This is a genomic window from Streptomyces sp. NBC_01261 (assembly GCF_036226385.1).
Classification (GTDB): domain Bacteria; phylum Actinomycetota; class Actinomycetes; order Streptomycetales; family Streptomycetaceae; genus Streptomyces.
In genome coordinates this window covers 5,153,931-5,177,500 of sequence record NZ_CP108463.1, presented here as the reverse complement: position 1 = coordinate 5,177,500, position 23,570 = coordinate 5,153,931, and the positions used below count along the sequence as shown (strand labels likewise).

At 69.5% G+C, this 23,570-nt stretch carries 25 protein-coding genes; 12 read left to right on the top strand and 13 right to left on the bottom strand.

Translation table 11 applies throughout. The features are described 5' to 3' along the window. Window positions 1-63 precede the first annotated feature (63 nt). From OG226_RS22725 to OG226_RS22710, 4 genes are all read left to right on the top strand, one after another. The gene (locus OG226_RS22725; protein ID WP_328686394.1) at window positions 64-966 is read left to right on the top strand and encodes an SAM-dependent methyltransferase; all 903 of its coding nucleotides are present in this window, start codon (window positions 64-66) and stop codon (window positions 964-966) included. Window positions 967-1,047: 81 nt separating this feature from the next. Next, window positions 1,048-2,274 (top strand): aminotransferase-like domain-containing protein, encoded by a 1,227-nt coding sequence (locus tag OG226_RS22720; RefSeq protein ID WP_329349864.1) that lies wholly within the window; start codon window positions 1,048-1,050, stop codon window positions 2,272-2,274. An 80-nt stretch (window positions 2,275-2,354) separates the two neighbouring features. Further along, entirely contained in the window at window positions 2,355-4,253 is a 1,899-nt protein-coding gene (locus tag OG226_RS22715; protein WP_329349863.1) for an FHA domain-containing protein, read from the top strand. A gap of 36 nt (window positions 4,254-4,289) precedes the next feature. Further along, complete coding sequence (locus OG226_RS22710; protein ID WP_329349862.1) at window positions 4,290-5,114, top strand: arylamine N-acetyltransferase family protein; 825 nt, start codon at window positions 4,290-4,292, stop codon at window positions 5,112-5,114. 7 nt (window positions 5,115-5,121) lie between these two features. Here the strand turns inward: OG226_RS22710 and OG226_RS22705 are convergent, their stop codons facing one another. The 3 genes from OG226_RS22705 to OG226_RS22695 form a co-directional block, all read right to left on the bottom strand. Beyond that, complete coding sequence (locus OG226_RS22705; protein WP_329349861.1) at window positions 5,122-6,009, bottom strand: DUF4253 domain-containing protein; 888 nt, start codon at window positions 6,007-6,009, stop codon at window positions 5,122-5,124. Between the two features lie 126 nt (window positions 6,010-6,135). Then, the gene (locus OG226_RS22700; RefSeq protein ID WP_328680390.1) at window positions 6,136-6,315 is read right to left on the bottom strand and encodes a DUF397 domain-containing protein; all 180 of its coding nucleotides are present in this window, start codon (window positions 6,313-6,315) and stop codon (window positions 6,136-6,138) included. Continuing rightward, complete coding sequence (locus OG226_RS22695; RefSeq protein WP_328680389.1) at window positions 6,312-7,124, bottom strand: helix-turn-helix domain-containing protein; 813 nt, start codon at window positions 7,122-7,124, stop codon at window positions 6,312-6,314. Before OG226_RS22695 ends, OG226_RS22700 begins: the two co-directional genes overlap by 4 nt. A gap of 122 nt (window positions 7,125-7,246) precedes the next feature. Here OG226_RS22695 and OG226_RS22690 point away from each other — a divergent pair, with 122 nt between their 5' ends. Next, window positions 7,247-7,666, top strand: coding sequence for an ATP-binding protein (locus OG226_RS22690; protein WP_328680388.1), 420 nt, complete (start codon window positions 7,247-7,249; stop codon window positions 7,664-7,666). A 171-nt stretch (window positions 7,667-7,837) separates the two neighbouring features. On the opposite strand, the gene OG226_RS22685 is transcribed toward OG226_RS22690, so the two are convergent. Beyond that, on the bottom strand, window positions 7,838-8,668 hold the full coding sequence (locus OG226_RS22685) for a helix-turn-helix domain-containing protein (protein WP_328680387.1): 831 nt from the start codon (window positions 8,666-8,668) through the stop codon (window positions 7,838-7,840). Further along, on the bottom strand, window positions 8,665-9,426 hold the full coding sequence (locus OG226_RS22680) for a peptidoglycan-binding protein (protein ID WP_329349860.1): 762 nt from the start codon (window positions 9,424-9,426) through the stop codon (window positions 8,665-8,667). Before OG226_RS22680 ends, OG226_RS22685 begins: the two co-directional genes overlap by 4 nt. A 296-nt stretch (window positions 9,427-9,722) precedes the next feature. Between OG226_RS22680 and OG226_RS22675 the strand changes: the two genes are divergently transcribed. Then, complete coding sequence (locus OG226_RS22675) at window positions 9,723-10,160, top strand: peptidoglycan-binding domain-containing protein (RefSeq protein WP_327402159.1); 438 nt, start codon at window positions 9,723-9,725, stop codon at window positions 10,158-10,160. 218 nt (window positions 10,161-10,378) lie between these two features. On the opposite strand, the gene argS is transcribed toward OG226_RS22675, so the two are convergent. After that, window positions 10,379-12,148: an arginine--tRNA ligase gene (gene argS / locus OG226_RS22670; RefSeq protein ID WP_329349859.1), complete on the bottom strand. Its 1,770-nt coding sequence runs from the start codon at window positions 12,146-12,148 to the stop codon at window positions 10,379-10,381. A 413-nt stretch (window positions 12,149-12,561) separates the two neighbouring features. Between argS and lysS the strand changes: the two genes are divergently transcribed. Next, window positions 12,562-14,310, top strand: coding sequence for a lysine--tRNA ligase (lysS, locus tag OG226_RS22665; RefSeq protein ID WP_328680383.1), 1,749 nt, complete (start codon window positions 12,562-12,564; stop codon window positions 14,308-14,310). Window positions 14,311-14,365: 55 nt separating this feature from the next. Here the strand turns inward: lysS and OG226_RS22660 are convergent, their stop codons facing one another. From OG226_RS22660 to OG226_RS22650, 3 genes are all read right to left on the bottom strand, one after another. Beyond that, window positions 14,366-15,703, bottom strand: a complete 1,338-nt coding sequence (locus OG226_RS22660; RefSeq protein ID WP_329353474.1) for a DUF2637 domain-containing protein — start codon at window positions 15,701-15,703, stop codon at window positions 14,366-14,368. A gap of 199 nt (window positions 15,704-15,902) precedes the next feature. Then, the gene (locus OG226_RS22655; RefSeq protein WP_329349858.1) at window positions 15,903-16,868 is read right to left on the bottom strand and encodes a DUF3558 family protein; all 966 of its coding nucleotides are present in this window, start codon (window positions 16,866-16,868) and stop codon (window positions 15,903-15,905) included. Window positions 16,869-16,986: 118 nt separating this feature from the next. Continuing rightward, a complete protein-coding gene (locus OG226_RS22650) occupies window positions 16,987-17,826 on the bottom strand; it encodes a DUF3558 domain-containing protein (RefSeq protein WP_329349857.1) in 840 nt (279 codons plus the stop codon). A 269-nt stretch (window positions 17,827-18,095) separates the two neighbouring features. Here OG226_RS22650 and OG226_RS22645 point away from each other — a divergent pair, with 269 nt between their 5' ends. Beyond that, on the top strand, window positions 18,096-19,289 hold the full coding sequence (locus OG226_RS22645) for an RtcB family protein (RefSeq protein WP_328680380.1): 1,194 nt from the start codon (window positions 18,096-18,098) through the stop codon (window positions 19,287-19,289). A 123-nt stretch (window positions 19,290-19,412) separates the two neighbouring features. Further along, a complete protein-coding gene (locus OG226_RS22640; protein WP_329349856.1) occupies window positions 19,413-19,646 on the top strand; it encodes a hypothetical protein in 234 nt (77 codons plus the stop codon). A gap of 255 nt (window positions 19,647-19,901) precedes the next feature. Here OG226_RS22640 and OG226_RS22635 read toward each other — a convergent pair whose 3' ends face one another. From OG226_RS22635 to OG226_RS22620, 4 genes are all read right to left on the bottom strand, one after another. Further along, complete coding sequence (locus OG226_RS22635) at window positions 19,902-20,042, bottom strand: hypothetical protein (protein WP_329349855.1); 141 nt, start codon at window positions 20,040-20,042, stop codon at window positions 19,902-19,904. Between the two features lie 158 nt (window positions 20,043-20,200). Then, window positions 20,201-20,386, bottom strand: coding sequence for a hypothetical protein (locus OG226_RS22630; RefSeq protein WP_329349854.1), 186 nt, complete (start codon window positions 20,384-20,386; stop codon window positions 20,201-20,203). Next, window positions 20,386-21,162 (bottom strand): SDR family NAD(P)-dependent oxidoreductase, encoded by a 777-nt coding sequence (locus tag OG226_RS22625; RefSeq protein ID WP_329349853.1) that lies wholly within the window; start codon window positions 21,160-21,162, stop codon window positions 20,386-20,388. Before OG226_RS22625 ends, OG226_RS22630 begins: the two co-directional genes overlap by 1 nt. 99 nt (window positions 21,163-21,261) lie before the next feature. Beyond that, window positions 21,262-21,597, bottom strand: coding sequence for a YnfA family protein (locus OG226_RS22620; RefSeq protein WP_026151077.1), 336 nt, complete (start codon window positions 21,595-21,597; stop codon window positions 21,262-21,264). 131 nt (window positions 21,598-21,728) lie between these two features. Here OG226_RS22620 and OG226_RS22615 point away from each other — a divergent pair, with 131 nt between their 5' ends. From OG226_RS22615 to OG226_RS22605, 3 genes are all read left to right on the top strand, one after another. Further along, on the top strand, window positions 21,729-22,214 hold the full coding sequence (locus tag OG226_RS22615) for a hypothetical protein (protein WP_328680374.1): 486 nt from the start codon (window positions 21,729-21,731) through the stop codon (window positions 22,212-22,214). A 110-nt stretch (window positions 22,215-22,324) separates the two neighbouring features. Continuing rightward, a complete protein-coding gene (locus OG226_RS22610; RefSeq protein ID WP_033282572.1) occupies window positions 22,325-22,798 on the top strand; it encodes a MarR family winged helix-turn-helix transcriptional regulator in 474 nt (157 codons plus the stop codon). A 213-nt stretch (window positions 22,799-23,011) separates the two neighbouring features. Next, entirely contained in the window at window positions 23,012-23,539 is a 528-nt protein-coding gene (locus OG226_RS22605; RefSeq protein ID WP_328680373.1) for a DUF1062 domain-containing protein, read from the top strand. The last annotated feature ends 31 nt before the right edge of the window (window positions 23,540-23,570 follow it).

The window sequence follows — 23,570 nt, the reverse complement described above, 5'->3', positions numbered from 1 at the left end:
CCACCGCTCTTGAGCACTGCTCCGGTCGTCCTTCGGATGACCGACCTCTTCTGGGAGACGCGCATGCCCGGTGACGCCCTCAGCCAAGACCCCGCCGAGCTGCGAAGGAGGATCGACACCAGCAAGGCCCACCCGGCCCGCGTCTACGACGTCTTCCTCGGCGGCAAGGACAACTACCCCGTCGACCGCGAGGCCGCCGCCGCCGCGCTCGCCGCCAACCCGCGCGGGTACCTCGACGTACGGCACAACCGGGACTTCATGCGCCGCGCGGTCACCCGGCTGTCGCAGGAGCACGGGGTGCGCCAGTTCCTCGACATCGGCACCGGGCTGCCCACCGCGGAGAACGTGCACCAGATCGCCCAGGGCATCGAGCCCGAGTCGCGGATCGTCTACGTCGACAACGACCCGGTGGTCCTCGCGCACGCCCGCGCGCTGCTCACCAGCAGCCCCGAGGGCCGTACCGACTACATCGACGCCGACCTGCGCCGCCCGGACGACATCCTCGAACAGGCCGCCAAGACCCTCGACTTCAACGAGCCGATCGCCCTGCTGCTGGTGGCGATCCTGCACTTCGTGGAGGACGAGGAGGCGTATCCGTTGGTGCGTGAGCTGGTGGATGTGCTGCCGTCCGGCAGTCATCTGGTGCTCAGCCATCTCACCGACGAGATGCATCCCGTTCCGGCGCGTGCGGTCCAACGGACATACACGGAGCGGGGTTTCACCTTCGTGTTCCGATCCAAGGACGAGGTCGAGCGGCTCTTCACCGAGACCCCGGGCGTCACCCTGGACGAGCCCGGTGTGGTCCCGGCGCACAAGTGGCACCCCGGTCCGGCGCCCGCGCCGCCGGTGGTGGAGCAGGCGTACTTCGAGAGCCTCGACGACATCGAGAAGATCACCTATCGCGACATCAATGATGTGACGGACGACGACATCAACGTCTATGGGGCGACCGGTAAGAAGGCCTGAGCCCAGCCAGGAGGAGATGGCGGGCGTCCGGATCGTGGAAAGGTGCTTGTAGGCGGCACGTACGTTTCTAAGCTGCGCGCCATGACCCTCACCGAGACACCCGCTGTCCCCCTGCCTCCGCTCGCCGCGCGCGCCCGTGCGATCGGGGGTTCGCCGGTGCGGGACATCCTCGCCGTCACCGCCCGCCCCGAGGTGATCAACTTCGCGGGCGGGCTCCCGGCCCCCGAACTCTTCGACGCGACCGGTATCGCGGCGGCGTACCAGGCGGTGCTCGCCGAGACGCCCGCGCGGGCGCTCCAGTACGCGACGACCGAGGGCGAACCGGTGCTGCGTGCCGCGCTCGCCGCGCGGACCTCGGTGCGCGGGCTGCCCACCGGACCCGACGACCTCCTCGTCACCACCGGTTCGCAGCAGGCGCTCTCGCTGCTCGCGACCGCGCTGCTGGAGCCCGGGGACGTCGTCCTCGTCGAAAGTCCCTGTTATCTGGCGGCACTTCAGGTCTTCGCGTTCGCCGGTGCGCGGGTCGTCGCCGTGCCGGGGGACGGGGACGGGGTCGACCCCGAGGCGCTGGACGAACTCGTCGCGCGGGAGCGGCCCAAGCTGCTCTACACCGTCCCGACCTTCCAGAACCCCACCGGCCGCACCCTGCCCGCCGACCGCCGGGCCGCCGTCGCCGCGGTCGCCGCACGGCGCGGGCTGTGGATCGTGGAGGACGATCCCTACGGCGAACTCCGCTTCGAGGGCGAGCGGTTGCCGTGGATCGCGGCGCAGGAGGGGGCGGCGGACCGTACGGTGCTGCTCGGTTCCTTCTCCAAGGTGATGGCGCCGGGGCTGCGGCTCGGCTGGCTGCGCGCACCGGCCGCCCTGCTACGGGCCTGTGTTGTCGCGAAACAGGCCGCCGACCTGCACACCCCGACCGTCAACCAGCTCGCCGCCGCACGGTACTTGGCGGACAACGACCTCGACGCGCACGTGGCGCGGGTGGCCGGGGTGTACCGGGAACGGCGGGACGCCATGCTCGCCGACCTTGCCAACGCCCTTCCCGAGGAGTCCAGTTGGGAGCGTCCCGCGGGCGGCATGTTCCTGTGGGCGCGGCTTCCGGAGTCGTACGACACGACGGAGCTGTTGGCGCGGGTGGTGCGCCAGGACGTGGCCTACGTGCCGGGGGCGCCCTTCTACGCCGGGGAGCCCGAGCGGTCGACGATGCGGCTGTGCTTCGTGACGCAGACGCCGGAGGAGATCCGGGAGGGGCTCAGGAGGCTGGGGGAGGGACTGAGGGAAGGGCTGGGGGATTCCATCTCGGGGTAGTGCGCTTATGGTGGCCGAAGGCCATTGAATCGGTGAATCCCCTTGGAAAAGCGCCGAGTTGAACCCTGGGAGGAAATGCCATGGCACCGGTGCTCGTCGGACGTGAGGGTCTGCTGGCGGGAGAGCGCATACCGATCGTCGACACCCGCGTCACCTTCGGACGCAACGCGGGGAACACGGTCGTCATCGCCAGCCCGAGCGTCTCGCGTTTCCACGCGGAGATCGTCTTCGACCAGGACGAGGGCTACGTCCTGCGCGACTGCGACAGCAGCAACGGCACGCAGGTCAACGGGGAGGAGGTGGAGGCCCGCCTGCTCCAGCCCGGTGACGAAATCACCATCGGGGACCAGGAGTTCCGCTTCGAGGTCGCCGACGCCATGCAGACCCTCATGGCGCTCAACCTGCCCCGCTCCGTGACCCACCCGGAGGAAGAGGGCTCGCTGTTGCGGGTCACCGTCGTGGGCGGGGGGCCCGTCGGGCTGTCCATGGCGTTGCTCCTTGAGCACTTCCTCGGCGCCCAGGTGAAGATCACGGTCTACGAGGGCCGGTGGCGCAAGGACGGCCGCCGCGTCGTCTGGAAGAGCGAGGCCGAGGGCAACGTGCGGCGCCAGCAGGTGGTGACCGTGCAGAGCCGGCAGTACCTCGCCTGGCCGCAGTACGTCCAGGCGCGGCTCTTCGACCCCGAGCACTACACCGAGATGTGGCCGTCGGGCCCGGACTCGATCGGTGACCATCACCCGCGCAACATGCGGATCGCCTACATCGAGGACAAGCTGCTGGAGCTGGCGAACGAGAAGCGGGACCGAATACGGCTCATACCGGCCAAGTTCGACCCGGCGGAACAGCGCGACGAACTCGCCTCGCAGCATGTGCTCGCGATCTGTGACGGCGGCCGGTCGCGCACCCGGGAGCACTTCGGGGCCCGGTTCGGCAAGGCCGACGAGTCGATCTACTCCCTCGACGGCGTCCATCTGCGGGACGTGGTCCTCGGGCTGAGGGTGAAGTCGGAGCTGCCCGACCCCATGGCGATCGTGCTGACGGTCGCTCAGAACCGGTTCCTGCTGAACTCGTTGCGCGGCGAGGGCTTCCTCAACATGCGGCTGACCGATGCCGAGTTGGGCGAGGTCATCGGCATCGACCCGGTCCGCCGGGTCTTCGAGGAGTGCATCGCCTCCCGCCCGTGTCTGATGAACCGCGACGAGCACGGCGACTTCCAGTGCGCCACCCACGGCACGCTGTTCCTGCCGGCGCTCATCAAGGGATCGCCCCTGTGGAAGCGCGTGCACGAGGGCCTGCGGCTCTTCGACGTCTCGGACCAGGATCTGAGCGCGGTCACCAGTTTCCGCCTGGACATGGTGCAACGCCCGCGCTTCTCGGCCGAGTTGCTGCCGCCGACCGTCAACTCGCCGGGTACGTACGGCTTCCTGCTCGGCGACGCGGCCAACGCCATCCACTTCTGGCCGGGACGGGGCCTCAACAGCGGCCTGGCGTCGGCGATCTCGCTGGCCCGCTCCCTCAACAGCGCCTGGAACGGCCGCCCCTTCCGGGACGCGGACTTCCTACGGCACGAAGCCGCCATGTCGATGCTCCAGTACCGGCACAAGAGCCGCGCCTGGAAGGCCATGGTCACCACCGACGACCAGGGCGTCACCTGGGCCATCAAGGACATCATCGACCACGGCATCGACGGCATCGCGGAGGAGCCGGACCGCGAGGCGGACACGGCAACGTTGTTGGCGCGCATGGGGGCCATCCGTGACCGGCTTGCCCCCCGCCTGCCCGGCATGCCGGACGACGAGGCGATCCTGGAACGCCTCCAGACGCTGGAGTCGCGCACCCTGCGCATGCTCGTCCTCAGCGGGGCGTGGGACACCCTGACGATGGGCGGCGAGGAGGTCGACATCGACATCTTCTACGGCGAGGACTCGACGGCTGCGGCCGCGGCGGTGGAGGCGTTGGAGCCGGCGACGCAGCAGTGAGGTGGAGCGGGGCGGGTGATTTCGTAGGGTGGAGGTATGTCTGACAGCGGCGCCTTCGACCTGGACGAATACCTCGCGCACATCGGTTGGGAGGGTGAGCGGCGGGCCGGCCTGGCGACGCTGCGGGGCGTGCACCTCGCGCACCTGCGGGGCATCCCGTTCGAGAACCTGGACGCGCTCCGGCGTACGGCTCCCTCGCTCGAACTGCCGGACCTGATGGCCAAGTTGGTGCACAGCCGGCGCGGTGGCTACTGCTACGAGCACAACACGCTGCTCGCCACCGCGCTGCGGGCACTGGGCTTCGGGGTGACCTTGCTGGCGGCCCGGGTGATCGTCGGCGCGAACCGGATCGAGAGCCGCCCGCGCACCCACATGGCGCTGCTGGTGGAGGTACCGGGCGACCCGCAGCGGTACCTGGCCGATGTCGGGTTCGGGGCGGTCGGGGGGCTGTTGGAGCCGGTGCCCGTGGTGGTGGGCGGGGAGTCCGAGGGCGCGGGGCGCAGGCACCGGTTCGTCCGGGTGCCGCACGGGGGGCCGTTGGAGCTCCTTGTCCTTCAGGCATACGGCGACGGTGCCTGGCAGTCGCAGTACGCCTTCACGCTGGAGCCCTTCGAGCACGTGGACTTCGAGGTCATCAACTGGCACATCGCCACGAACCCGCGCTCCCCGTTCACCAAGGGCCTGTTCGTCCAGCGTGTCACCCCTGACCGTCATCTCCTGCTCCACGGCCGCGTGTTGACGGAGACGCGGGCGGACGGAGCGGTGGGCGAGCGGGAGTTGACGGACGAGGGGGAGGTGCGGCGGTTGCTGGACGAGGAGTTCGGGATCGAGGCGCCGGAGGGGATGAAGCTGCTCAGCTGAGCTCAGGTCAGTCCCACCAGAAGGACCACGTCTGCTGGTTGAGCACCGCCTGCTGGGCGTACGCGCGCAGGGTCTCGTGATGGCCCTGGGTGACGTTGTCGGGGCAGAAGGCGAAGTGCTCGGCCGCCACCGCCTCGGCCTCCTCCTGGGTCGTGGGCGGGGCCGCCACCGACAGCACCAACTGGTCGAAGGTGAGGGCCACGACCCTTACGCCGAAGCGGTCCTCCCAGGAGCGCAGCACGGCGCACAGCCGGGCCACGTCCCCCTCGTAGTTGATCTGCCCCGACCAGCCGATCGCCGCCGGAATGTCCGCGCTGCGCCGGGCCGGTACCAGCGCGAGGCGCGGTTCCTTGAGCCAAGAGCCGCTCTCCGTAAGGGAGTCGACGATCTCGGCGGCGCGGACGTCGGGGTCGACCGCCGACTCCGGTTCGGTGGCGGGCGCGAGCCCCGGCCACTCGGGACCGTACGGCGCGATCGTCCCGTCGTACGTCGCCCGCTCACCGAAGTTCTCGGTGACGGCTTCCTTGGCGGGGTAGTCCGTGTCCGGGGCGAGTTCGTCCGCCGCGTACTCCTCCCAGAACTCCTCCAGGACCTCTTCGGCGTCGTGGTCCCCGGGGTACGACGCCTCGTCGGGCAGCAACTGCCATTCGTCCAGGGCGCCTTGGTCGCCGCCCAGGTCCAGCAGCACGGGGAGCAGCCCTGCCGCCCGGCGCGCGGGCTGGAGGGCGTCGTAGTCCCCGGGCCTCGCCGGCTTGTCCGCACACCACAACAACGGTTCGTCCGCCGGGCCTTCGGCGGTCACGTCGATCAGACTCCCGGCGGGGAGTTCAAGCCCGAGCGAGCCGCCGCTCGGGTCGGCCGCCAGCGTCGGCAGCGGGTTGGGAAGGGTCGCCATGTCGAAAACTGTAGAGGCGGGCACTGACAGACGGTCTGCGGACCGGACCCTGTTGGTGGAAGTGTGACACTTTGGCGCGGAGTGTCACATTTCTGGGGCTCGCTGTGCGGGAGGGGGGAGCGTCGACTACCGGGTGGCGGTGAACGCAGCCCAGGCAGCGGGGCCGAGTTGGAGGGTGGCCCCGTCGGCTTCCGCGTTCTTGGAGTCGCGGATGTGGATGGTGTGGGGGCAGGTGGCGACCTCGACGCACTGGCCGCCTTCGCTGCCGCTGTAGCTCGACTTGAACCACTCAAGTGCGGTGCTCATTGATCTCCTAGCAGACGATCGAGCAGGCACCTGGACTCCTGGGGCGTCAGGGCCTGTGACCGCAGCATCGCATATTTGCGCGCCAGCCTGGATACCTCATCGAGGTCCGCGACCCACTGGCTGCCACGCTGTCCCTCTGTGTAAGCCAGTGGCTGGTGGTCCGGTGTCTCCAGGAGCGTGAAGGGGCCGTCGAGACCAGCGTGCGCAGCTGTGTTCATCGGCAGGAACTGGAGCGCGAGGCCCGGGAGTTCGGCACATGTGCGCAGAAACCGGAGCTGCTCGCGGCGGGCCTCCGGCGTCCCGATGCCGAGATGCAGCACGGGTTCCCAGATGACGAAGCTCATCGTCGGCGGACACTTGCGCTGAAGGATTTCCTGCCGCTCGATACGGCCCGCGAGCTTCGCCGCGATCTCGTCCTCGTCGTAGGCCGGAATGCGTTCCGCCAGTACCGTGCGGGCGTACTCGGTGGTCTGGAGCAGACCGGGGATGACGGCGTTGTCGTACCAGGACAGGGATATGGCCTCGCGCTCGTGCAGCATGTACTCCTCGGCGTAGAGCGGGAATTGGTCGATCTCCGGGAGGTTGTCGACGCCCGCCTCGAACGTCCCCTTCGTGTCGAGGATCCTGTCCAGCGACTTCGCCAGCGGGGGCATCAGCCGGCGCCTGCCCTGCTCGACCGACGCGATGGTCTCCTCGTCGACCAACGACCGCTCGGCGAGTTGGCGTTGCGTCAACCCGGCGGCCGTGCGGGCCGCTTTCACCTGTGCGCCCAGTAGTCGCATCGTCGAGCGGTTCTTCTTGGAGTTCATGCTGTGGTGCTCCCCATATCCACCCGTGTCGGACCCCGCACGAACCCGTACTCCGCCCGTACAAAAACGGATCCAGGTCTCACGCACTGTCAACGGTAGTGACGTTACGCAACTCTTGTCCCGTGAACCTGAGTGAGAAGTTCTTCCGGCGCGAACGCCGGTCCGTTCCCGCCGCCAGGGATTTCACCCACGCGTACTTGGCCGAGTGGGGACTCGCGGGGACCGAGCGCGGCGCCGATGTGCTGCTGTGCGTAAGCGAGTTGGCGACCAACGCACTGGTGCACGGGGTGCCGCCGGGGCGCCAGTTCCGGTTGTTGCTGCGGTGCGACGGCTGTTCGTTACGGGTCGAGGTGCATGACAGCGGAGGTGGTGTCCCGCGCGTCGACACCCGCCCTCGCGATACGGACGAGGGTGGGCGCGGGCTGCTGCTGGTCGCCGCGCTGGCCGACAAGTGGGGCGTGGGGGAACGGGACTTCGGGAAGGTGGTGTGGGCCGAGTTCGTCACGGACATCGGCCGGACCGCACTCCCTCGGAACCGCTGACCGGCTGTACTCGATCGGAGATCATAGACATCAGCAGCCCGTGGGTCTCCTCGTCGGCGGGCAGGCTCTGCCCCAGCAGGGACGGCGCGCACTCGTCCACGTATTTCCCGGTGTTGTGGACGGGAACGATCACGCTGACTTTGACTCTGGGCATTCATGAACCCTGCACAGCTACCTCACAGCCCCGTCAAAGCATTCCCGCTTGCCGCCCGCCGCCGGCTGGAAGCACGCCCGCACCACAGTCCCCGGCCCCGTCACCGCCATCAGCGTGTAGACGTACGACTCCGCGTCCACGGCGTTGCCCACCTCCGCGCCGTGCACCGCCCCCGCCCGTCCCGGCACGCTCAGCTCGATCCGGTCGCCGATGCGGCCGCCCCAGGTGCGGGCCCAGGTCGTGCCGCACTCCCTGCTGTGGCGCAGTTCCATCCACGCTCCGGTGGCCGTCCGGTGGCGGGCGACGGTGTCCGGTTGGGCGGCGCAGCGCATGGCCATCGGGCTGCGGCCCTCGCAGGCCGCGCCGTGGCAGCCCGGGCCGACGGGGGTGGCGGTGGTGGCTGCGGTGGGGGAGAGGGGTTCGGAGGCGCGGGAGTCGGGGAGCAGGAGCAGGGCGAGGACCACGGCGGTCACGGCCACCGCGCAGATGGAGGCGAGGACCGCGAGGGCTACGACGCCGCGTTGCTCCGGGACCGGGGGCGGGGGCGGGGGGACGGGCGGCGGTGGGGGCGTCACCGTAGGGGATGGTGCCGCCGGTGTCGCCGCCTCAGCTGTCGCCGCTCGGCCGCTTCCCGCCGCCTCCGCGAGCTCCCACAGCGCCACACACCGACCGACCGGTTCGCCCGCGAGACGGCAGAGCTCCTCCACCGCCTCCCTCGGCGGCAGGGTCTTGCCGTTGAGGTACCGCTCCCAGGACGACTTGCTGTACGGCGTCTTCGCGGCCAGGCCCGCCAGGCTCAGGCCGGTCGCCGACCTCAACTCCCGCATCGCGGCAGCCAGTTGGTTCATCCCCTGAGGGCCTTCCAGGTGTGTGGGCCGACCATGCCGTCCACGACGAGGCCGGACTGCTTCTGGAACGCCTTGACCGCGTGTTCCGTCAGCGGGCCGAAGATCCCGTCGATGCCGCCCGGTGAGATGCCCGCCCGACGCAGCAGACACTGCGCCTCGGCGACATCCGGTCCGGTGTTGCCTACGGCCAGATTCTCTTGCTGGGTACGGCTGTTGCCCGCGTACCAGCGCCCGTCGGACTGCTGGATACGGCAGGAGTACGGCGGCGCGGCCGTCGGCGCGGGGAGTGGCGTCGCCGATCGGGCCGTAGTCGTAGGGCTGCCGGTGTTGTCGGCGTTCATGATGCGGACCGTCACCAGGACCGCCGACGAGACGGCCAGGACGAGGGTCACCGAGCCCGCCACGAGCGCGATGCGCAGGGCGCGGCGCTCGGGGGACCGGGGGGTCTCCGGTGACGGCAACCGGCCTGCCGCCGGGGGCTGTTCGGGCGTGGCCGTCCAGCCCTCCGCCGCGACCTCCCGGAGGGCCAGCAGGCGGGTCGGGTCCTCGCCGCAGACCAGGGCCAGGGCCTTCAGCGCCTCCGCGGGCGGCAGGGAGCGGGCGCCCAGATACCGTTCCCAGGACTTCGCGCTGTACCCCGTCCGCGCCGCCAACTGCCGGATGCTCAGGCCGCTGTGGTCCTTGAGCCGACGCAGGCGTACCACCAACTGCCGCACGCGCGGATCCAGTTCCGCGGGCAGCACTTTCCAACGCGACATGTGTACCCCCCACTTCGCGTTCAGGGCCCGGGTCAGCGGGTCCCTGTCGCGTCGCATTCTGCATCACTGACACCGCTTCGCACGGCTATTCGGTTCCCGCGCATGAACGGAATCAGCCATGGTCCGCGAGGGGGCGGCAGTCGTCCCGTTCTGCCGTCCCCGCTGTCGGTGTCCCCGCAGGTCAGAGGTGGTGGCGTCCCGTCGGGACGTCAGTTCGGCGCCGATGGTGGCCGGGCGGCCCGGGCGGGCCGCAGTCTCGTTCCAGCACGACGACCGACTACCTGAAAGAGGAACGCATGCGACCGAATGTCGTGGCCAGGACCCTCGTCAGCCTCACCGCCGTCGCCGGCATCGCGGTGGGGGGCGTCGCGTTCGCCGCTCCCAGCTTCGCCGCGCCGGCCGCCTCCGTACAGGCCTCCGACGTCTCGATCCAGGCGACGCAGAACTTCGGCCTCTCCACCGCCGAGGCCAAGAAGGTGCAGAACTGGCTGCACACGTACTGGGGTTACACCGACACCATCGACGGGCAGCTCGGCACGAACAGCTGGAAGGCGTTCCAGCGCAACCTCCAGACCTACTGGGGTTACACCGGCGCCATCGACGGCGACCCCGGCGTCAACACCATCAAGGCGCTCCAGCGGCTGCTGCAGAACTGGGGCTACACCGGCGCGATCGACGGCGACGCGGGCTCCGGCACCCGGGCCGCGTTCAAGAACTTCGCCAACGGCATCTGAGCCGACGGCGGCTGAGCCAACGCCGTATCAGGTTCTCAACGGCAGGCGTGATCACCGTTGTTGACTACCGCGGGCTGTCCCCCACGGGGGAGGGACAGCCCGCGGTTCTGCGTTCTCGTTACCGTGGGGGACGTGCAGGAGCGCCATCTGCATGCGGCTCAAGGGCGACCAGGGCCGACGGCGGGCAGGCCGGGCTGCCCGCCGAACCGGCCTACGGGTCAGAGCTTCTCGGGTGTCCTGATGCCCAGCAGGGCCATGCCCCGCTGCAGCGTCCGTGCCGTCAAGTCCACCAGGAACAGGCGGTTTTCGACGACCTCCGGGGCGTTGTCCGGGGAGAGGACGTGGCACTGGTCGTAGAACGTCGTGAGGGTGGAGGCCAGTTGGTAGAGGTACGCCGTCAGTTTGTGGGGGGCGTACTCCTTGGCTGCCTCCGCGACCACCTCGCTGAACTGGTCCAGGTGGAGGCCCAACGCACGTTCCGCCGGGGCCAGTTCGAGTTCCGGGTGGGCCTGGGGGCGGGACTCGCCGGCCTTGCGGAGGATGGACTGGACGCGGGCGTAGGCGTACTGGAGGTACACCGCCGTGTCGCCGTTCAGGGAGACCATCTGGTCCAGGTCGAACTTGTAGTCCCGGACCGCGGACGTCGACAGGTCGGCGTACTTCACCGCGCCGATGCCTACGTAGCGACCGTTGTCGATGATCTCCTGCTCGGTCAGGCCGACCTTCTCGGCCTTGTCGCGGACGACCGCCGTGGCGCGCTGGACCGCCTCGTCGAGGAGGTCCTCCAGCTTCACCGACACGCCCTCACGCGTCTTGAACGGCTTGCCGTCCTTGCCGAGGATCGTGCCGAAGGCCAGCTGGTACGCCGTGACGTCGTCGTTGAGCCAGCCGGCCCGCCGTGCGGTCTCGAAGACCATCTTGAAGTGCAGGGACTGGCGGACGTCGACGACGTAGAGGAGTGAGTTCGCCTTCAGGTTGAAGACCCTGTCCCTGATCGCGGAGAGGTCCGTCGCCGCGTAGCCGTAGCCGCCGTCGGACTTGCGGACGATCAGGGGGACGCGGTTGCCGTCCGGGCCCTTGATGTCGTCGAAGAACACGCACAGCGCGCCGTCCGAGATCTCCGCGACGCCGGACTCCTCCAGGAGGCGGCACGTCTCGTCCAGCATGTCGTTGTAGCCCGACTCGCCGACGATGTCCGCGTCCCGGATCTCCATGTCCAGCTTCTCGAAGACGGAGAAGAAGTAGATCTTCGACTCGTCCACGAACTTCTGCCACGCGGCGAGGGTTTGGGGGTCGCCCGCCTGGAGGTCCACGACCCTGCGGCGGGCCCGCGTCTTGAACTCCTCGTCGGAGTCGAAGAGTTTGCGCGCGGCCTTGTAGAGGCGGTCGAGGTTGGACATCGCCTCCTCGCCGGTGACGTCCGCGTCGGCGTGGTCCAACTCGCCCGGGTGCTCGTCCAGATACTGGATCAGCATGCCGAACTGGGTTCCCCAGTCGCCGATGTGGTGCCGGCGGACCACCGACTCGCCGGTGAACTCCAGGAGTTGGACGACCGCGTCGCCGATCACCGCGGAGCGGAGGTGGCCGACGTGCATCTCCTTCGCCACGTTCGGCTGGGCGTAGTCGATGACCGTCGTGCCGGGGTGGGGGGCGAGGGGGACGCCGAGGCGGGCCGTGTCGTCGGCGTAGCGGGCGGCGAGGGTTTCGGTGATCGCGCGGTCGGTGATCGTCACGTTCAGGAAGCCGGGGCCGGAGACCTCGATGTCCTTGATCACGTCGCCGGTGGTCACGTTCGCCACGACCTGGGTCGCCAGCTCCCGGGGGTTGGCCTTGGCCTTCTTCGCGAGGGCGAGGATGCCGTTCGCCTGGAAGTCGGCGCGGTCGCTACGTCGCAGCAGGGGGTCCGCGTCGGCCTCCGGCAGGGTTGCCGTGAGGGCGTTCGCGAGGCGCTGGTGGACTAGGTCGGTGAGCGACGTGACCGAGGTCATGGGGTGGGAGCCGTTCTCCTCGTGGGTTTGGTAGACACGGTCAGTATCCCACGGGGGGTAAAGCGAGTTTCTCGGGTGCGGGCCCGGTGGGGGCTGGTCGCGCCCCGCGGCGAAGCCGCATACCCGATGCAGCCCCGCGCCCCTTGAAGGCGACTGCGCCACCGTCCAGGCCTCAGCCCCCGCGTCCCCTCGCGCCAGGCCTCAGCCCCCGCGTCCCCTCGCGCCAGGCCTCAGCCCCCGCGTCCCCTCGCGCCAGGCCTCAGCCCCCGCGTCCCCTCGCGCCAGGCCTGGGTCCCCGTGTCCCCCACAGTCACGGGCTTGGAAAAGGCGTTTTCGTGGAAGTGAGGTCGCCTGGGACAATAGAGCGGTCAGTCGTGCGACCGTACCGGCTGCCCCGTGTCAGAAAGAAGGACGTGCCGATCGTGGCTCAGAGCACCGAGACCACCGACTGGGTCTCCCGTTTCGCGGATGAGGTCATCGAGGAGTCGGAGCGTCGGGCCCCCGGCAAACCTGTCGTCGTCGCGTCCGGGCTGTCCCCCTCCGGGCCCATCCACCTCGGGAACCTCCGCGAGGTCATGACCCCGCACCTCGTCGCCGACGAGATCCGCCGCCGGGGCCACGAGGTCCGGCACCTCATCTCCTGGGACGACTACGACCGCTACCGCAAGGTGCCCAACGGGGTGGAGGGGACCGACGCCGGCTGGGCCGAGCACATCGGGAAGCCGCTGACCTCCGTACCGGCCCCGGTCGGCTCGCCGTATCCGAACTGGGCCGAGCACTTCAAGGCCGCGATGGTCGCCTCCCTCGCCGAGCTGGGCGTGGAGTTCGACGGGATCAGCCAGACCGCGCAGTACACCTCCGGCGTGTACCGCGAGCAGATCCTGCACGCCATGAAGCACCGCGGTGACATCGACGCGATCCTCGACCAGTACCGCACCAAGAAGGCCCCCGCGAAGAAGCAGCAGCAGTCGCAGAAGCCTGTCGACGACGCCGAGTTGGAGGCCGAGGCGGGTTCCGGCGCGGCCGAGGAGGACGACGGCAGCTCCGGTTCCGCCGGGTACTTCCCGTACAAGCCCTTCTGCGGCAGCTGCGGCAAGGACCTCACCACCGTCACGGCGTACGACGACGACACCACCGAGCTGACCTACGTCTGCACCGAGGACGGCTTCACCGAGACCGTCCACCTCAGCGAGTTCAACCGCGGCAAGCTGGTCTGGAAGGTCGACTGGCCGATGCGCTGGGCCTACGAGGGCGTGATCTTCGAGCCGAGTGGTGTCGACCACTCGTCCCCGGGATCCTCGTTCCAGGTCGGTGGGCAGATCGTCGGGATCTTCGGCGGCGAGCGGCCCATCGGGCCCATGTACGCCTTCGTCGGCATCAGCGGCATGGCCAAGATGTCCAGCAGCAAGGGCGGGGTCCCCACCCCGGCCGACGCGCTCCAGATCATGGAACCGCAGCTCCTGCGCTGGCTCTACGCCCGCCGCCGCCCCAACCAGTCCTTCAAGATCGCCTTCGACCAGGAGATCCAGCGGCTCTACGACGAGTGGGACAAGCTGGACGGGAAGGTCGCGGAGGGGTCAGCGCTTCCCGCCGACCTCGCCGCGCACGCCCGTGCCGTCCGCACCGCCACCGGTGAACTGCCCCGCACGCCCCGGCCGATGCCGTACCGGACCCTCGCGTCCGTCGCCGACATCACCGCCGGAGCCGAGGACCAGACGCTGCGCATCCTCAGCGAACTCGACCCGGCCGACCCCCTGTCCACCCTCGACGAGGTCCGCCCCCGGCTCGACAGGGCCGAGGCCTGGATCAACACGCACGTCCCCGCCGACCAGCGGACCATCGTGCGCGACGAACCCGACACCGAACTCCTCACGTCCCTCGACGAGCCCTCACAGCAGTCCCTACGACTCCTGCGCGACGGCCTCGCCGACCACTGGTCCCTGGACGGCCTGAGCCACCTCGTCTACGGCGTTCCCAAGGTCCAGGCCGGCTTCTCCGCCGACGCGACCGCCAAGGAACTCCCGCCGGAGATCAAGACCGCCCAGCGCACGTTCTTCGCCCTCCTCTACCACCTGCTGGTCGGTCGTGACACCGGGCCGCGTCTGCCCACGTTGCTGCTGGCCGTGGGACAGGAGCGGGTGCGGAGGCTGCTGGGGGAGTAGACACACCGCAACGACGAAGGGCCCTCTTCCGAGGGCCCTTCGTCGTTCTCCCGTCTCAGGCGATGTGCTCTTCCTCAAGCTGCGTCGTGTGACGGTTGGTGAAGCGGGTGACCATCCGCTCGGCCTCGCGCTGCGGGAGCGTGATGCCGTACGTGGCCTCCACGTCGCCCCGGAACTGGCCCGAGGTCGGGTAGCTGCCGTCTATCGACTTCTTGAAGACCTGGTAGTACTCGTCCTCGGTCAGCTCCGTGCCACCGCCGGCACCCATCTCACGGGTACGGCCGGGGCCCGACGGGATCGGGAAGGTACCGGTGTCCTCCATGGAGGGCTCAGGAGCCGGGGCGGGCTGCTCCTCCTGCTGGAACGCCTGTTGCTGCGGGAACTGCTGCTGCTGCTCGAACCGCCGTTGCTGTTCGAACCGCTGCTGTTCCTCCTCGTACTGCTCGAACTGCTCGGCCTGCTGCTGCTCCGCGTACCACTGGCGGTAGGCCGTGTCCGGGTCGTACGTCGGGTCGTAGCCGCCCTGGTACGCCACCGTCTGCGGGTCCCGTGAGTGCAGCCACGGGTTCTGCGGCTCGGCCTGGTCCTGCGACTGCTCGTGCCGTTCGTTGCCCTCGGCGGCGGGGAGTTGCTCGCGGGCCGGTGCCGGGGCGTTCTGGACGGCCGGTGCCGGCAGCTGCTCCTGCTCGCGGGCCGGCTCCAACTGCGGGGTGGGGGGCAGCAGTACGGGTTCGATGCCCGCCGCCGCGAGGCCCGAGGGGGCCGTCTCCGCGAGGGGGACGCCGTAGCGGGCCAGGCGCAGCGGCATCATCGACTCCACCGGAGCCTTGCGGCGCCAGGCGCGGCCGAAGCGGGAGTGGAGGCGGGCCTGGTAGACGAGGCGGTCCTGCTCCAGCTTGATGACCTGCTCGTAGGAGCGCAGCTCCCAGAGCTTCATGCGGCGCCAGAGCAGGAACGTCGGGATGGGGGAGAGCAGCCAGCGGGTGAGCCGGACGCCCTCCATGTGCTTGTCGGCCGTGATGTCGGCGATGCGGCCGATCGCGTGCCGGGCCGCCTCCACCGAGACCACGAACAGGATCGGGATCACCGCGTGCATGCCGACACCGAGCGGGTCGGGCCAGGCCGCGGCGCCGTTGAAGGCGATCGTCGCGACCGTCAGCAGCCATGCCGTCTGGCGCAGCAGCGGGAAGGGGATCCTGATCCAGGTCAGGAGCAGGTCGAGGGCGAGCAGGACACAGATGCCCGCGTCGATGCCGATCGGGAAGACGTACGCGAAGTTCCCGAAGCCCTTCTTCAGGGCGAGCTCGCGCACTGCGGCGTACGAACCGGCGAAGCCGATACCGGCGATGACGACCGCACCGGAGACGACCACACCGATGAGCACCCGGTGCATACGTGTGAGCTGAATGGGTGCGGACACCCGGACTCCCCTCCCCTTACATGTTGTTGCGCGCAACAGGGTGGCACATGTGTGCGGCGTCCTGGGTGCCGGTCCGTCGGGAGCCCGGTCCGCGAAGGGGCCGGGCTCCGTCAACGGCCTGTGCTGACCTGCGAGTTGAGGTCCGTGAACGGACCGGATGTGAAATCTGCCGTCAGCTCTTGTCGGCGGCGGAAGAGGCGGAGGAGGAGGCGGTGGCGGCCGGGGCCTTCGCGTCCGACTTCGCCGCGGACTTGGAGGCGGAGGCGGACGGGGAAGCGGTCTTGGAGGGCGACTTGGAGGGGGACTTCGACGGCGTGCCGCCCGCGCCGCCCGACCCCGAGCCGGAGCCCGAACCCGCGCCCGCACCCGTGCCGTTGGCCGACGTGACCGCCGCCACGGCCTCCTTCGCGGCCTTCTCGGCCGCCTTCGTCAGCGTGTCCGCGCTCGGCGCCTTGTCGCCCGCGAGGCCCGCGCCGTTGTAGTCGATCGTGACGACCACGTTCTCCACGCGCGCCACCACCGTCTGCTGCCTGAAGGCGCCTTCCTTCTTCTTCAGGTCGTAGCGCACCGCCGTCGCCTCGTCGCCGGCGCCCGCGACCGGCTCCGACTTGGCGTTCTTCGCGCCGGCGACGGACTGCGCCTCCCGCACCTGCTTCGCGTAGTACGCGGCGGCCAGCTTGTCGCCCTCGCCCTGCGTCTGCGAGGAGTCGAACCGCAGCAACGACACGTTCAGCCAGCGGAACTGCGAACCCTTGACCCCGTTGTTGTCGAGGCTCGTCCAGGAGCAACTGCCGCGCGACGCCGTGTCGCTGGACGCGCCCTCCTTGCCCGACTTGGCGCCCTTCGGCACCAGATCGGTCAACGTCTTCTTCGACAGCACCGCACACGGCTCGGGCAGCTTCTTGTACGCCGCCGCCTGCACCGTCGGAGCGGCGGTCGCGTCGGCGGACGTCGTCGCACCGGGGCCGGTCGTGTCCTTGCCCGCGCCGTCGTCGGAGCCGGAGTCCGAGGAGCAGCCGGCCGCGATCAGCATCACCGGGACGGCGGCCGCGCAGACAAGGAGGCGACCCAGACGCTTCGCCCGCTGCTGGTCACTGTGCTCTCGCTGTGCTGGTTGATGCATGGTTCCTTCACTCATGACGCTCGTGGTTCCTGCCGTCGGATCGGGTCCGAGGGGCCACGGTACGCGGTGAGTCACCTGTGCGGTCTCCGTTCACGGGCTTTGCGCGACCCCGTGAACGGTCCTCCCGAACGCCCTAACCGTTGAGCGAATCGGCCAGCTGCGCGGCCAGTTTCCGCGCCCTGTCCTGCATCTTCTGGCTGTCCGGCACGACACCGACCGTCGCCGGCTGCTCCTCGTACTCGATGGTCACAATGACGTTGGACGTGCGAAACACCACAGTCACCGTGCGCTGCTGAGCCGTCGAACCGGAACTGCTCAACGCGTCGTCCAGGAAGGCCTCGTCGCCGAGACCGGAGAGGGCGCGGGGTTCGAGACCGGTGGGGGAGGCGGTGGCGGAAGGTGAGCCGGAGTCGGAGGTGGACGCGGAGGACGAGGGGGCAGAGGGGGTGCCGGAGGGCGTCGCGGAATCCGATGCCGTGGAATCCGAGGAGGCCGATTCCGACGCCGTGGCGCTCGCCGTCGGCTCCGGGAGATCCGCCGCCGTCTCCTTCGTCGCGAAGATCGTCCGCGCCTGGCTGTCGTCGCTCACGGCGTTGTCGTAGGACACCACCCGCTCGAAGTCGACCAGGAGATGGTCGGTCGCGTCCGTGGACTCGACCTTCCAACGGCAGCCCACCTTGCGGTCCGTGTCGTACGTCAGCGTCGCGTCGCCCGCGTACGCCGCCTCGCGCTGCTCCGGGTCGGTGATCTGCTGGAGGCCGGGGAGCAGGGAGTCGAGGGTGCCGTGGCCGACCGCGCCGCAAGGCTCCGGGAGCGTGCGGTACTTGCCCGGCTGGGCCACCGCCGTCGCCGTGCCGGCCTCGCCCGGGTTCGCGTCGTCCGTCGTACCGCTGTCGGCCGAGCCGCTCGTGCAGCCGGCCAGCAACGCCACGAGAAGCGCGGCGGTGCCGGGTACGTACGCCTTCCGCTGCACGGTCGGGCTCCTCTCGACGGTCTGTCGGGTAGGTGTCGGGTGTCGGGTGCCGGCGGTGTTCCGTGCCCCTCGACCCCTTGAACGATCCAAGGTCTGCCAGTGTCCCCGCTGGTTAATCGCTTGCCGCACCGGGGGACCCCCTGGAGACAATGTCTATCGCACGCACAGCCGTGGACGCCGGTCCGCTGTCCCTTTCGTTGACCTTGGCGCCAGTTTTGCGATGTATGACTTTTGACTTTTTTGATTGCTTCCGGGGGAATGAGGACGCTATGTCGTACGTGGAGATGCCGGGCGCGAAGGTACCGATCCGCATGTGGGCCGACCCGGCGGCGGTCGAGGAGGGCGCGCTCCAGCAGTTGCGCAACGTCGCGACCCTGCCGTGGATCAAGGGCCTCGCGGTCATGCCGGACGTGCACTACGGCAAGGGCGCGACGGTCGGTTCGGTCATCGCGATGCGGGGCGCGGTGTGTCCGGCGGCGGTGGGGGTCGACATCGGCTGCGGAATGTCCGCGGTGAAGACGTCACTCACCGCGAACGATCTTCCCGGCGATCTGTCGCGGCTGCGGTCGAAGATCGAGCAGGCGATTCCGGTGGGGCGGGGGATGCATGACAGCCCCGTCGAGCCGGGGCGGCTGCACGGGTTCGCCACCGGCGGGTGGGACGACTTCTGGGGGCGGTTCGAGGGGGTCGCGGACGCGGTGAAGTTCCGGGAGGACCGGGCCACGAAGCAGATGGGCACACTTGGGGGAGGGAACCACTTCTGCGAAGTGTGCGTTGATTCGGACGGTTCGGTGTGGCTCATGCTCCACTCCGGATCCCGGAACATCGGCAAGGAACTGGCCGAGCACCACATCGGCACGGCCCAGAAGCTCCCGCACAACCAGGGCCTGGTCGACCGCGACCTCGCCGTCTTCATCTCGGACACCCCGCAGATGGCGGCCTACCGCAACGACCTGTTCTGGGCGCAGGAGTACGCGAAGTACAACCGCACGATCATGATGGCGCTCCTGAAGGACGTGGTCCGCAAGGAGTTCAAGAAGGCGAAGCCGACCTTCGAGCAGGAGATCTCGTGCCATCACAACTACGTGAGCGAGGAGCGGTACGAGGGCGTCGACCTGCTGGTCACCCGTAAGGGAGCGATCCGCGCCGGCTCCGGCGAGTACGGGATCATCCCGGGCTCGATGGGTACCGGTTCGTACATCGTGAAGGGCCTCGGCAACGAGAAGTCCTTCAACTCCGCGTCGCACGGCGCCGGTCGGCGCATGAGCCGTACCGCGGCCAAGCGTCGCTTCTCGACGAAGGACCTGGAGGAGCAGACACGGGGTGTGGAGTGCCGCAAGGACTCCGGCGTCGTGGACGAGATCCCGGGCGCGTACAAGCCGATCGAGCAGGTCATCGATCAGCAGCGGGACCTCGTCGAGGTGGTGGCGAAACTGAAGCAGGTTGTCTGTGTGAAGGGCTGAGCCCCGCGGCTCCGCGACTCCTCTGAGAGCGCTGTGAATTCGCGGCCTGTCGCTGTGGATTTCCGTCGCCGTCGCACGTCAAATGCGTGCTCCATTCACACGCTCCATCAGCGAAAGCATTGCTTGCGCGCTTTCCTCATTCGGGCCGTCAACCCGATCGTGGACGACTTCGAGCAGTTCACGTTCAAGGGCCCGAAGACCGGCAGGTCCCTGCCGTACAACCTCTACATCCCCAAGGGCCACGACAAGAACGACACCGCCGAGTCGTACCCGCTCGTTCTCTTCACGCACGACGCGAGCGTGGTCAGCACCACCGTGAAGGCGACCCTCGTGCAGGGGCTCGGCGCGGTGTGCTGACTACAAGCCGACCGCCTGTTTCGACGCGACGGCCCATCTGGTCGAGGAGTTGACGTCGAAGTACCGGATCGACCGGGACCGGCTGTACTCCACCGGCCAGTCCATGGGCGCGATGATGACCCTCGGCCTGAACATCACGTACCCGGATCTCCTCGCGGCCTCGTTCGTGGTCGCCGGTCAGTGGCCGGCCGACCAGGCCGCTTCCCTCGCGAAGAAGAACCTCTGGATCACCGTCTCCCAGGGCGACACCAAGGCCTACCCCGGCGAGAACGCCATCACCAAGGTCATCGAGCAGGCCGGTACGAAGGTCGGCCGTGCGGTCTGGAACGGCAGGTCCACCGCTGCCCAATTCGCCACGGACGTCAAGGAGTTGGAGGCCAAGTCGACCACGGTCAACGACTCGGCCCTCCTCAGGGGCACGACCCTCACCGAGGCCCAGGCCAAGCAGAACCCCAACGCCCCTGAACACAAATCGACTTGGCCGATCGCCTACGCCATCGAGGACATCCGGGCGTGGATCTTCGCGCGGCGGAAGACCGACTGGTCGGCCGCGCCTACTTGTTCGGGGCGTGCATCACCGCGTAGATCATCACGAACGCGACGAGGTGGATGCCGAAGAGGAAGTAGCCGAGGAAGTACCAGACCTTGCGTTCGTTCCTGGTCTCCTCGGCCAACCGGCGCCGGTCCAGGGCCTGTTGGGAGTTGTCCGGGCCGGCCGGGTCGCCCTCGGCGTCGGGCATCACAGCTCCCGGTGGACCTTGGTGTTCGAGGCCTGGGCGCGGGGGCGGACGACGAGGAGGTCGATGTTGACGTGGCTGGGGCGGGTGACCGCCCAGGTGATGGTGTCGGCCACGTCGTCCGCCGTGAGGGGCTCGGCGACGCCCGCGTAGACCTTCTCCGCCTTCTCCGCGTCGCCGCCGAAGCGGGTCAGCGCGAACTCGTCCGTCTTGACCATGCCGGGCGCGACCTCGATGACCCGCACCGGGGTGCCGACGATCTCCAGGCGCAGCGTCTCGGCGAGGACGTGCGTGCCGTGCTTGGCGGCGACATAGCCCGCGCCGCCCTCGTACGTGCCGTGTCCGGCCGTGGAGGAGACGACCACGACCGTGCCGTCGCCGCTCGCGGTGAGGGCGGGGAGCAGGGCCTGGGTGATGTTCAGGGTGCCGAGGACGTTCGTCTCGTACATCGTGCGCCAGTCGGCGGGGTCGCCGGTCGCGACCGGGTCGGCGCCGAGCGCGCCGCCCGCGTTGTTGATCAGGACGCCGATGGTCTTGAAGGCGGTCGCGAACTCGTCGACGGCAGCGCGGTCGGTGACGTCCAGGGCGTACGCCGTGGCCTGGCCGCCGTTCCCGCTGATCTCCTCCGCGAGCGCCTCGATACGGTCCTTGCGGCGGGCGGTGAGGACGACGCGGTAGCCGGCCGAGGCGAGCTGCCGGGCCGTGGCGGCGCCGATTCCACCGCTCGCCCCGGTGACGACCGCGATGCGGGAGGCGGCGGAAGGTGCGGCGGTGGCCATGGGCTGCTCCTCGGTACGGATCAACAAGACACGTCAATGAGACGGATCAACGAGTTCGTATGTACGACTCCGTCCAGGATAGGGGGGCGTGGTTCCGGGTCAGTTCCCCCTGGGCGCCCACATGATCACGGCCATCCCGGCCAGGCAGATCAGGGCGCCGGTGATGTCCCAGCGGTCGGGCCGGTAGCCGTCCGCGACCGCGCCCCAGGCCAGCGAACCGGCGACGAAGATCCCGCCGTAGGCCGCGAGGATGCGGCCGAAGTGGGCGTCGGGCTGGAAGGTGGCGACGAAGCCGTAGACGCCGAGGGCCATGATCCCGCCGCCGATCCAGAGCCAGCCGCGGTGTTCGCGCACCCCCTGCCAGACCAGCCAGGCGCCGCCGATCTCGAAGACGGCGGCGACGACGAAGAGGGCCGCGGAGCGGAGCACGAGCATGCCCGCCATCACATCACGCGGGCTGTCACCTGATGGACGGCGCCTGTCGCACGCTCCGCGTGGGATACATCCGTACGACCACCGCGGCGGGGTGCAGCCGTGGAGGCGTGGCGTACTGAGGAGCGGATGACATGCGGGTACTAGGGGTACTACGGACTCTTGCCGTAGGGGCTGCCGCGCTGGCGGTGACGGGCGCGGCCCCGGGTCTGCCCGCTCACCCGGACATCCCGGGCCCGGAGGCGGATCTCGCCTACCACGGCTCCGCCACCATGACCGGCGGCCGGGTCGACGTGCGGTTCACCCCGCGCAACCACGGTCCGTCCGCGGTGCCCGACGCGACCGTACGGCTGCGCTGGTCGAAGCCGCTCGCGGACGCGCAGACGCTGCCGCAGGGGTGTGCGCGGTCGGGGGAGCGGGTGGTGGTGTGCCGGACGGGGGCGCTGGCCGCGGACGCGGTGGGCGAGCGGATCGAGGTGCGGGTACGGCTGCGCGACGCGCCCTCCGAGGTGCTGCTGGAGCTGGACACGGTGTGGGGCGGGGGCGCGGTGGACGGGAACCGGGCCAACGACCAGCAGCGGGTGCTCGTCCTGGACACCGGTGACACCTACTACTTCTGAGCCACACCCGTAGTACCGAGGAGCCACGCCCGCGGGCGCGTCGTACGATCTCGATCTCCGCACGGCACGTACGGCACGTGCGGAACGGCACAGGCGACGAGGGGTACGACATGTCCGGGAACGCGCGGGCGCGGCTGCTGGACGAGTTGTCCTCCGTATCGCGCCGGTACATGGCGTCGTACGCCCTGTTCAACCAGGCCGTCGCCGACCGGCTGGGACTGCACCCCACCGATCTGCAGTGTCTGAACCTGCTCACGCTGGAGGCCGGGCCCGTCACCACGGGCCGGGTCGCCGAGCTGACCGGGCTGACGACGGGGTCGGCGACGCGGCTCGTGGACCGGCTGGAGCGGGCGGGGTACGTCGTCCGGGAGCGGGACGCGGAGGACCGGCGGCGGGTGCTGGTGGCGACCGTGCCGGAGAAGATCACCGAGTTCGGGCGCATGTGGAACCGGCTCGGCGGCGGCTGGTTCACCCTCTTCGACGAGCTGGGCGACGCCGAACTCGCCGTGATCGTCGGCCACATGAGGCGGACGGTGGAGTTCAGCGGGCAGCAGATCGCGCGACTGCGCGCGGGGGACGTGTAGCGCCGGAGGCGCCGAAAACCCGTTGAGCGGCGCTGTCGTGCGCCGTTATCGTCCTGCCGAATCCAGTCGTCTGGGCAAGGACGTGCCGTTGTACACCGTGTGAGACCCCCCGAGTGCTGATCTGTCGCGCGTCGCGCCTGTGCGCCGCGCCCCTTTCCGCTGCGGACTTCTCACTGGAACCGGTGTACTTCTGTGCTCGCCACCTGGTTTGTCATGCCCACCCGCCTTCCGCTCGTCCTCCGACGTTGCCACGCGTGCGCGTCCGAACGCTTCCGGGCGAACGGCAAGTTCCGCGTCAACGCCCATCACAAGCTCATCGACGCGTGGCTCCTCGCGCTCTGCACAGGCTGCGGGAACACCACGAGACTCACGGTCCTGGAGCGGGCGAACGTGCGCTCCGTACGCCCCGGTCTGCTGGACCGCCTGCACGCCAACGACCCTGTCCTGGCAGCCGAGTTGCTCCAGGATCCGGTGCTGCGACGGCGTAACCGCATCGCCCTCGACTGGGACGGCGCCTGGCGTCTCGACACCGGCGGAACGGACTTCCCGGACCGCGAGGTGATCGAGGTGTGGGTGCGCTTCGCGGCGCGGATACCGGTCCGGCCGGTGCGGCTGATCGCCGAGGGGTGCGGTCTGTCGCGGGCCGAGGTCGGGAGGCTGATCGAGGAGGGGAGTCTCGTGTCGGCCGTCCGGCTGGGCGCCGGACTCACCGGCGACTTCACCTTCACGCTGAAGCGCTGAGCCCCTCCCCGGCCTCGGGGCCGGTCCGGCG

Excerpts from the sequence above, each read along its gene's own strand:
- OG226_RS22725 (WP_328686394.1), top strand. The coding sequence starts at position 64 with ATGCCCGGTGACGCCCTCAGCCAAGACCCCGCCGAGCTGCGAAGGAGG.
- OG226_RS22720 (WP_329349864.1), top strand. The coding sequence starts at position 1,048 with ATGACCCTCACCGAGACACCCGCTGTCCCCCTGCCTCCGCTCGCCGCG.
- OG226_RS22715 (WP_329349863.1), top strand. The coding sequence starts at position 2,355 with ATGGCACCGGTGCTCGTCGGACGTGAGGGTCTGCTGGCGGGAGAGCGC.
- OG226_RS22710 (WP_329349862.1), top strand. The coding sequence starts at position 4,290 with ATGTCTGACAGCGGCGCCTTCGACCTGGACGAATACCTCGCGCACATC.
- OG226_RS22705 (WP_329349861.1), bottom strand. The coding sequence starts at position 6,009 with ATGGCGACCCTTCCCAACCCGCTGCCGACGCTGGCGGCCGACCCGAGC.
- OG226_RS22700 (WP_328680390.1), bottom strand. The coding sequence starts at position 6,315 with ATGAGCACCGCACTTGAGTGGTTCAAGTCGAGCTACAGCGGCAGCGAA.
- OG226_RS22695 (WP_328680389.1), bottom strand. The coding sequence starts at position 7,124 with ATGAACTCCAAGAAGAACCGCTCGACGATGCGACTACTGGGCGCACAG.
- OG226_RS22685 (WP_328680387.1), bottom strand. The coding sequence starts at position 8,668 with ATGAACCAACTGGCTGCCGCGATGCGGGAGTTGAGGTCGGCGACCGGC.
- OG226_RS22680 (WP_329349860.1), bottom strand. The coding sequence starts at position 9,426 with ATGTCGCGTTGGAAAGTGCTGCCCGCGGAACTGGATCCGCGCGTGCGG.
- OG226_RS22675 (WP_327402159.1), top strand. The coding sequence starts at position 9,723 with ATGCGACCGAATGTCGTGGCCAGGACCCTCGTCAGCCTCACCGCCGTC.
- argS (WP_329349859.1), bottom strand. The coding sequence starts at position 12,148 with ATGACCTCGGTCACGTCGCTCACCGACCTAGTCCACCAGCGCCTCGCG.
- OG226_RS22660 (WP_329353474.1), bottom strand. The coding sequence starts at position 15,703 with ATGCACCGGGTGCTCATCGGTGTGGTCGTCTCCGGTGCGGTCGTCATC.
- OG226_RS22655 (WP_329349858.1), bottom strand. The coding sequence starts at position 16,868 with ATGAGTGAAGGAACCATGCATCAACCAGCACAGCGAGAGCACAGTGAC.
- OG226_RS22645 (WP_328680380.1), top strand. The coding sequence starts at position 18,096 with ATGTCGTACGTGGAGATGCCGGGCGCGAAGGTACCGATCCGCATGTGG.
- OG226_RS22630 (WP_329349854.1), bottom strand. The coding sequence starts at position 20,386 with ATGCCCGACGCCGAGGGCGACCCGGCCGGCCCGGACAACTCCCAACAG.
- OG226_RS22625 (WP_329349853.1), bottom strand. The coding sequence starts at position 21,162 with ATGGCCACCGCCGCACCTTCCGCCGCCTCCCGCATCGCGGTCGTCACC.
- OG226_RS22620 (WP_026151077.1), bottom strand. The coding sequence starts at position 21,597 with ATGCTCGTGCTCCGCTCCGCGGCCCTCTTCGTCGTCGCCGCCGTCTTC.
- OG226_RS22615 (WP_328680374.1), top strand. The coding sequence starts at position 21,729 with ATGCGGGTACTAGGGGTACTACGGACTCTTGCCGTAGGGGCTGCCGCG.
- OG226_RS22610 (WP_033282572.1), top strand. The coding sequence starts at position 22,325 with ATGTCCGGGAACGCGCGGGCGCGGCTGCTGGACGAGTTGTCCTCCGTA.
- OG226_RS22605 (WP_328680373.1), top strand. The coding sequence starts at position 23,012 with ATGCCCACCCGCCTTCCGCTCGTCCTCCGACGTTGCCACGCGTGCGCG.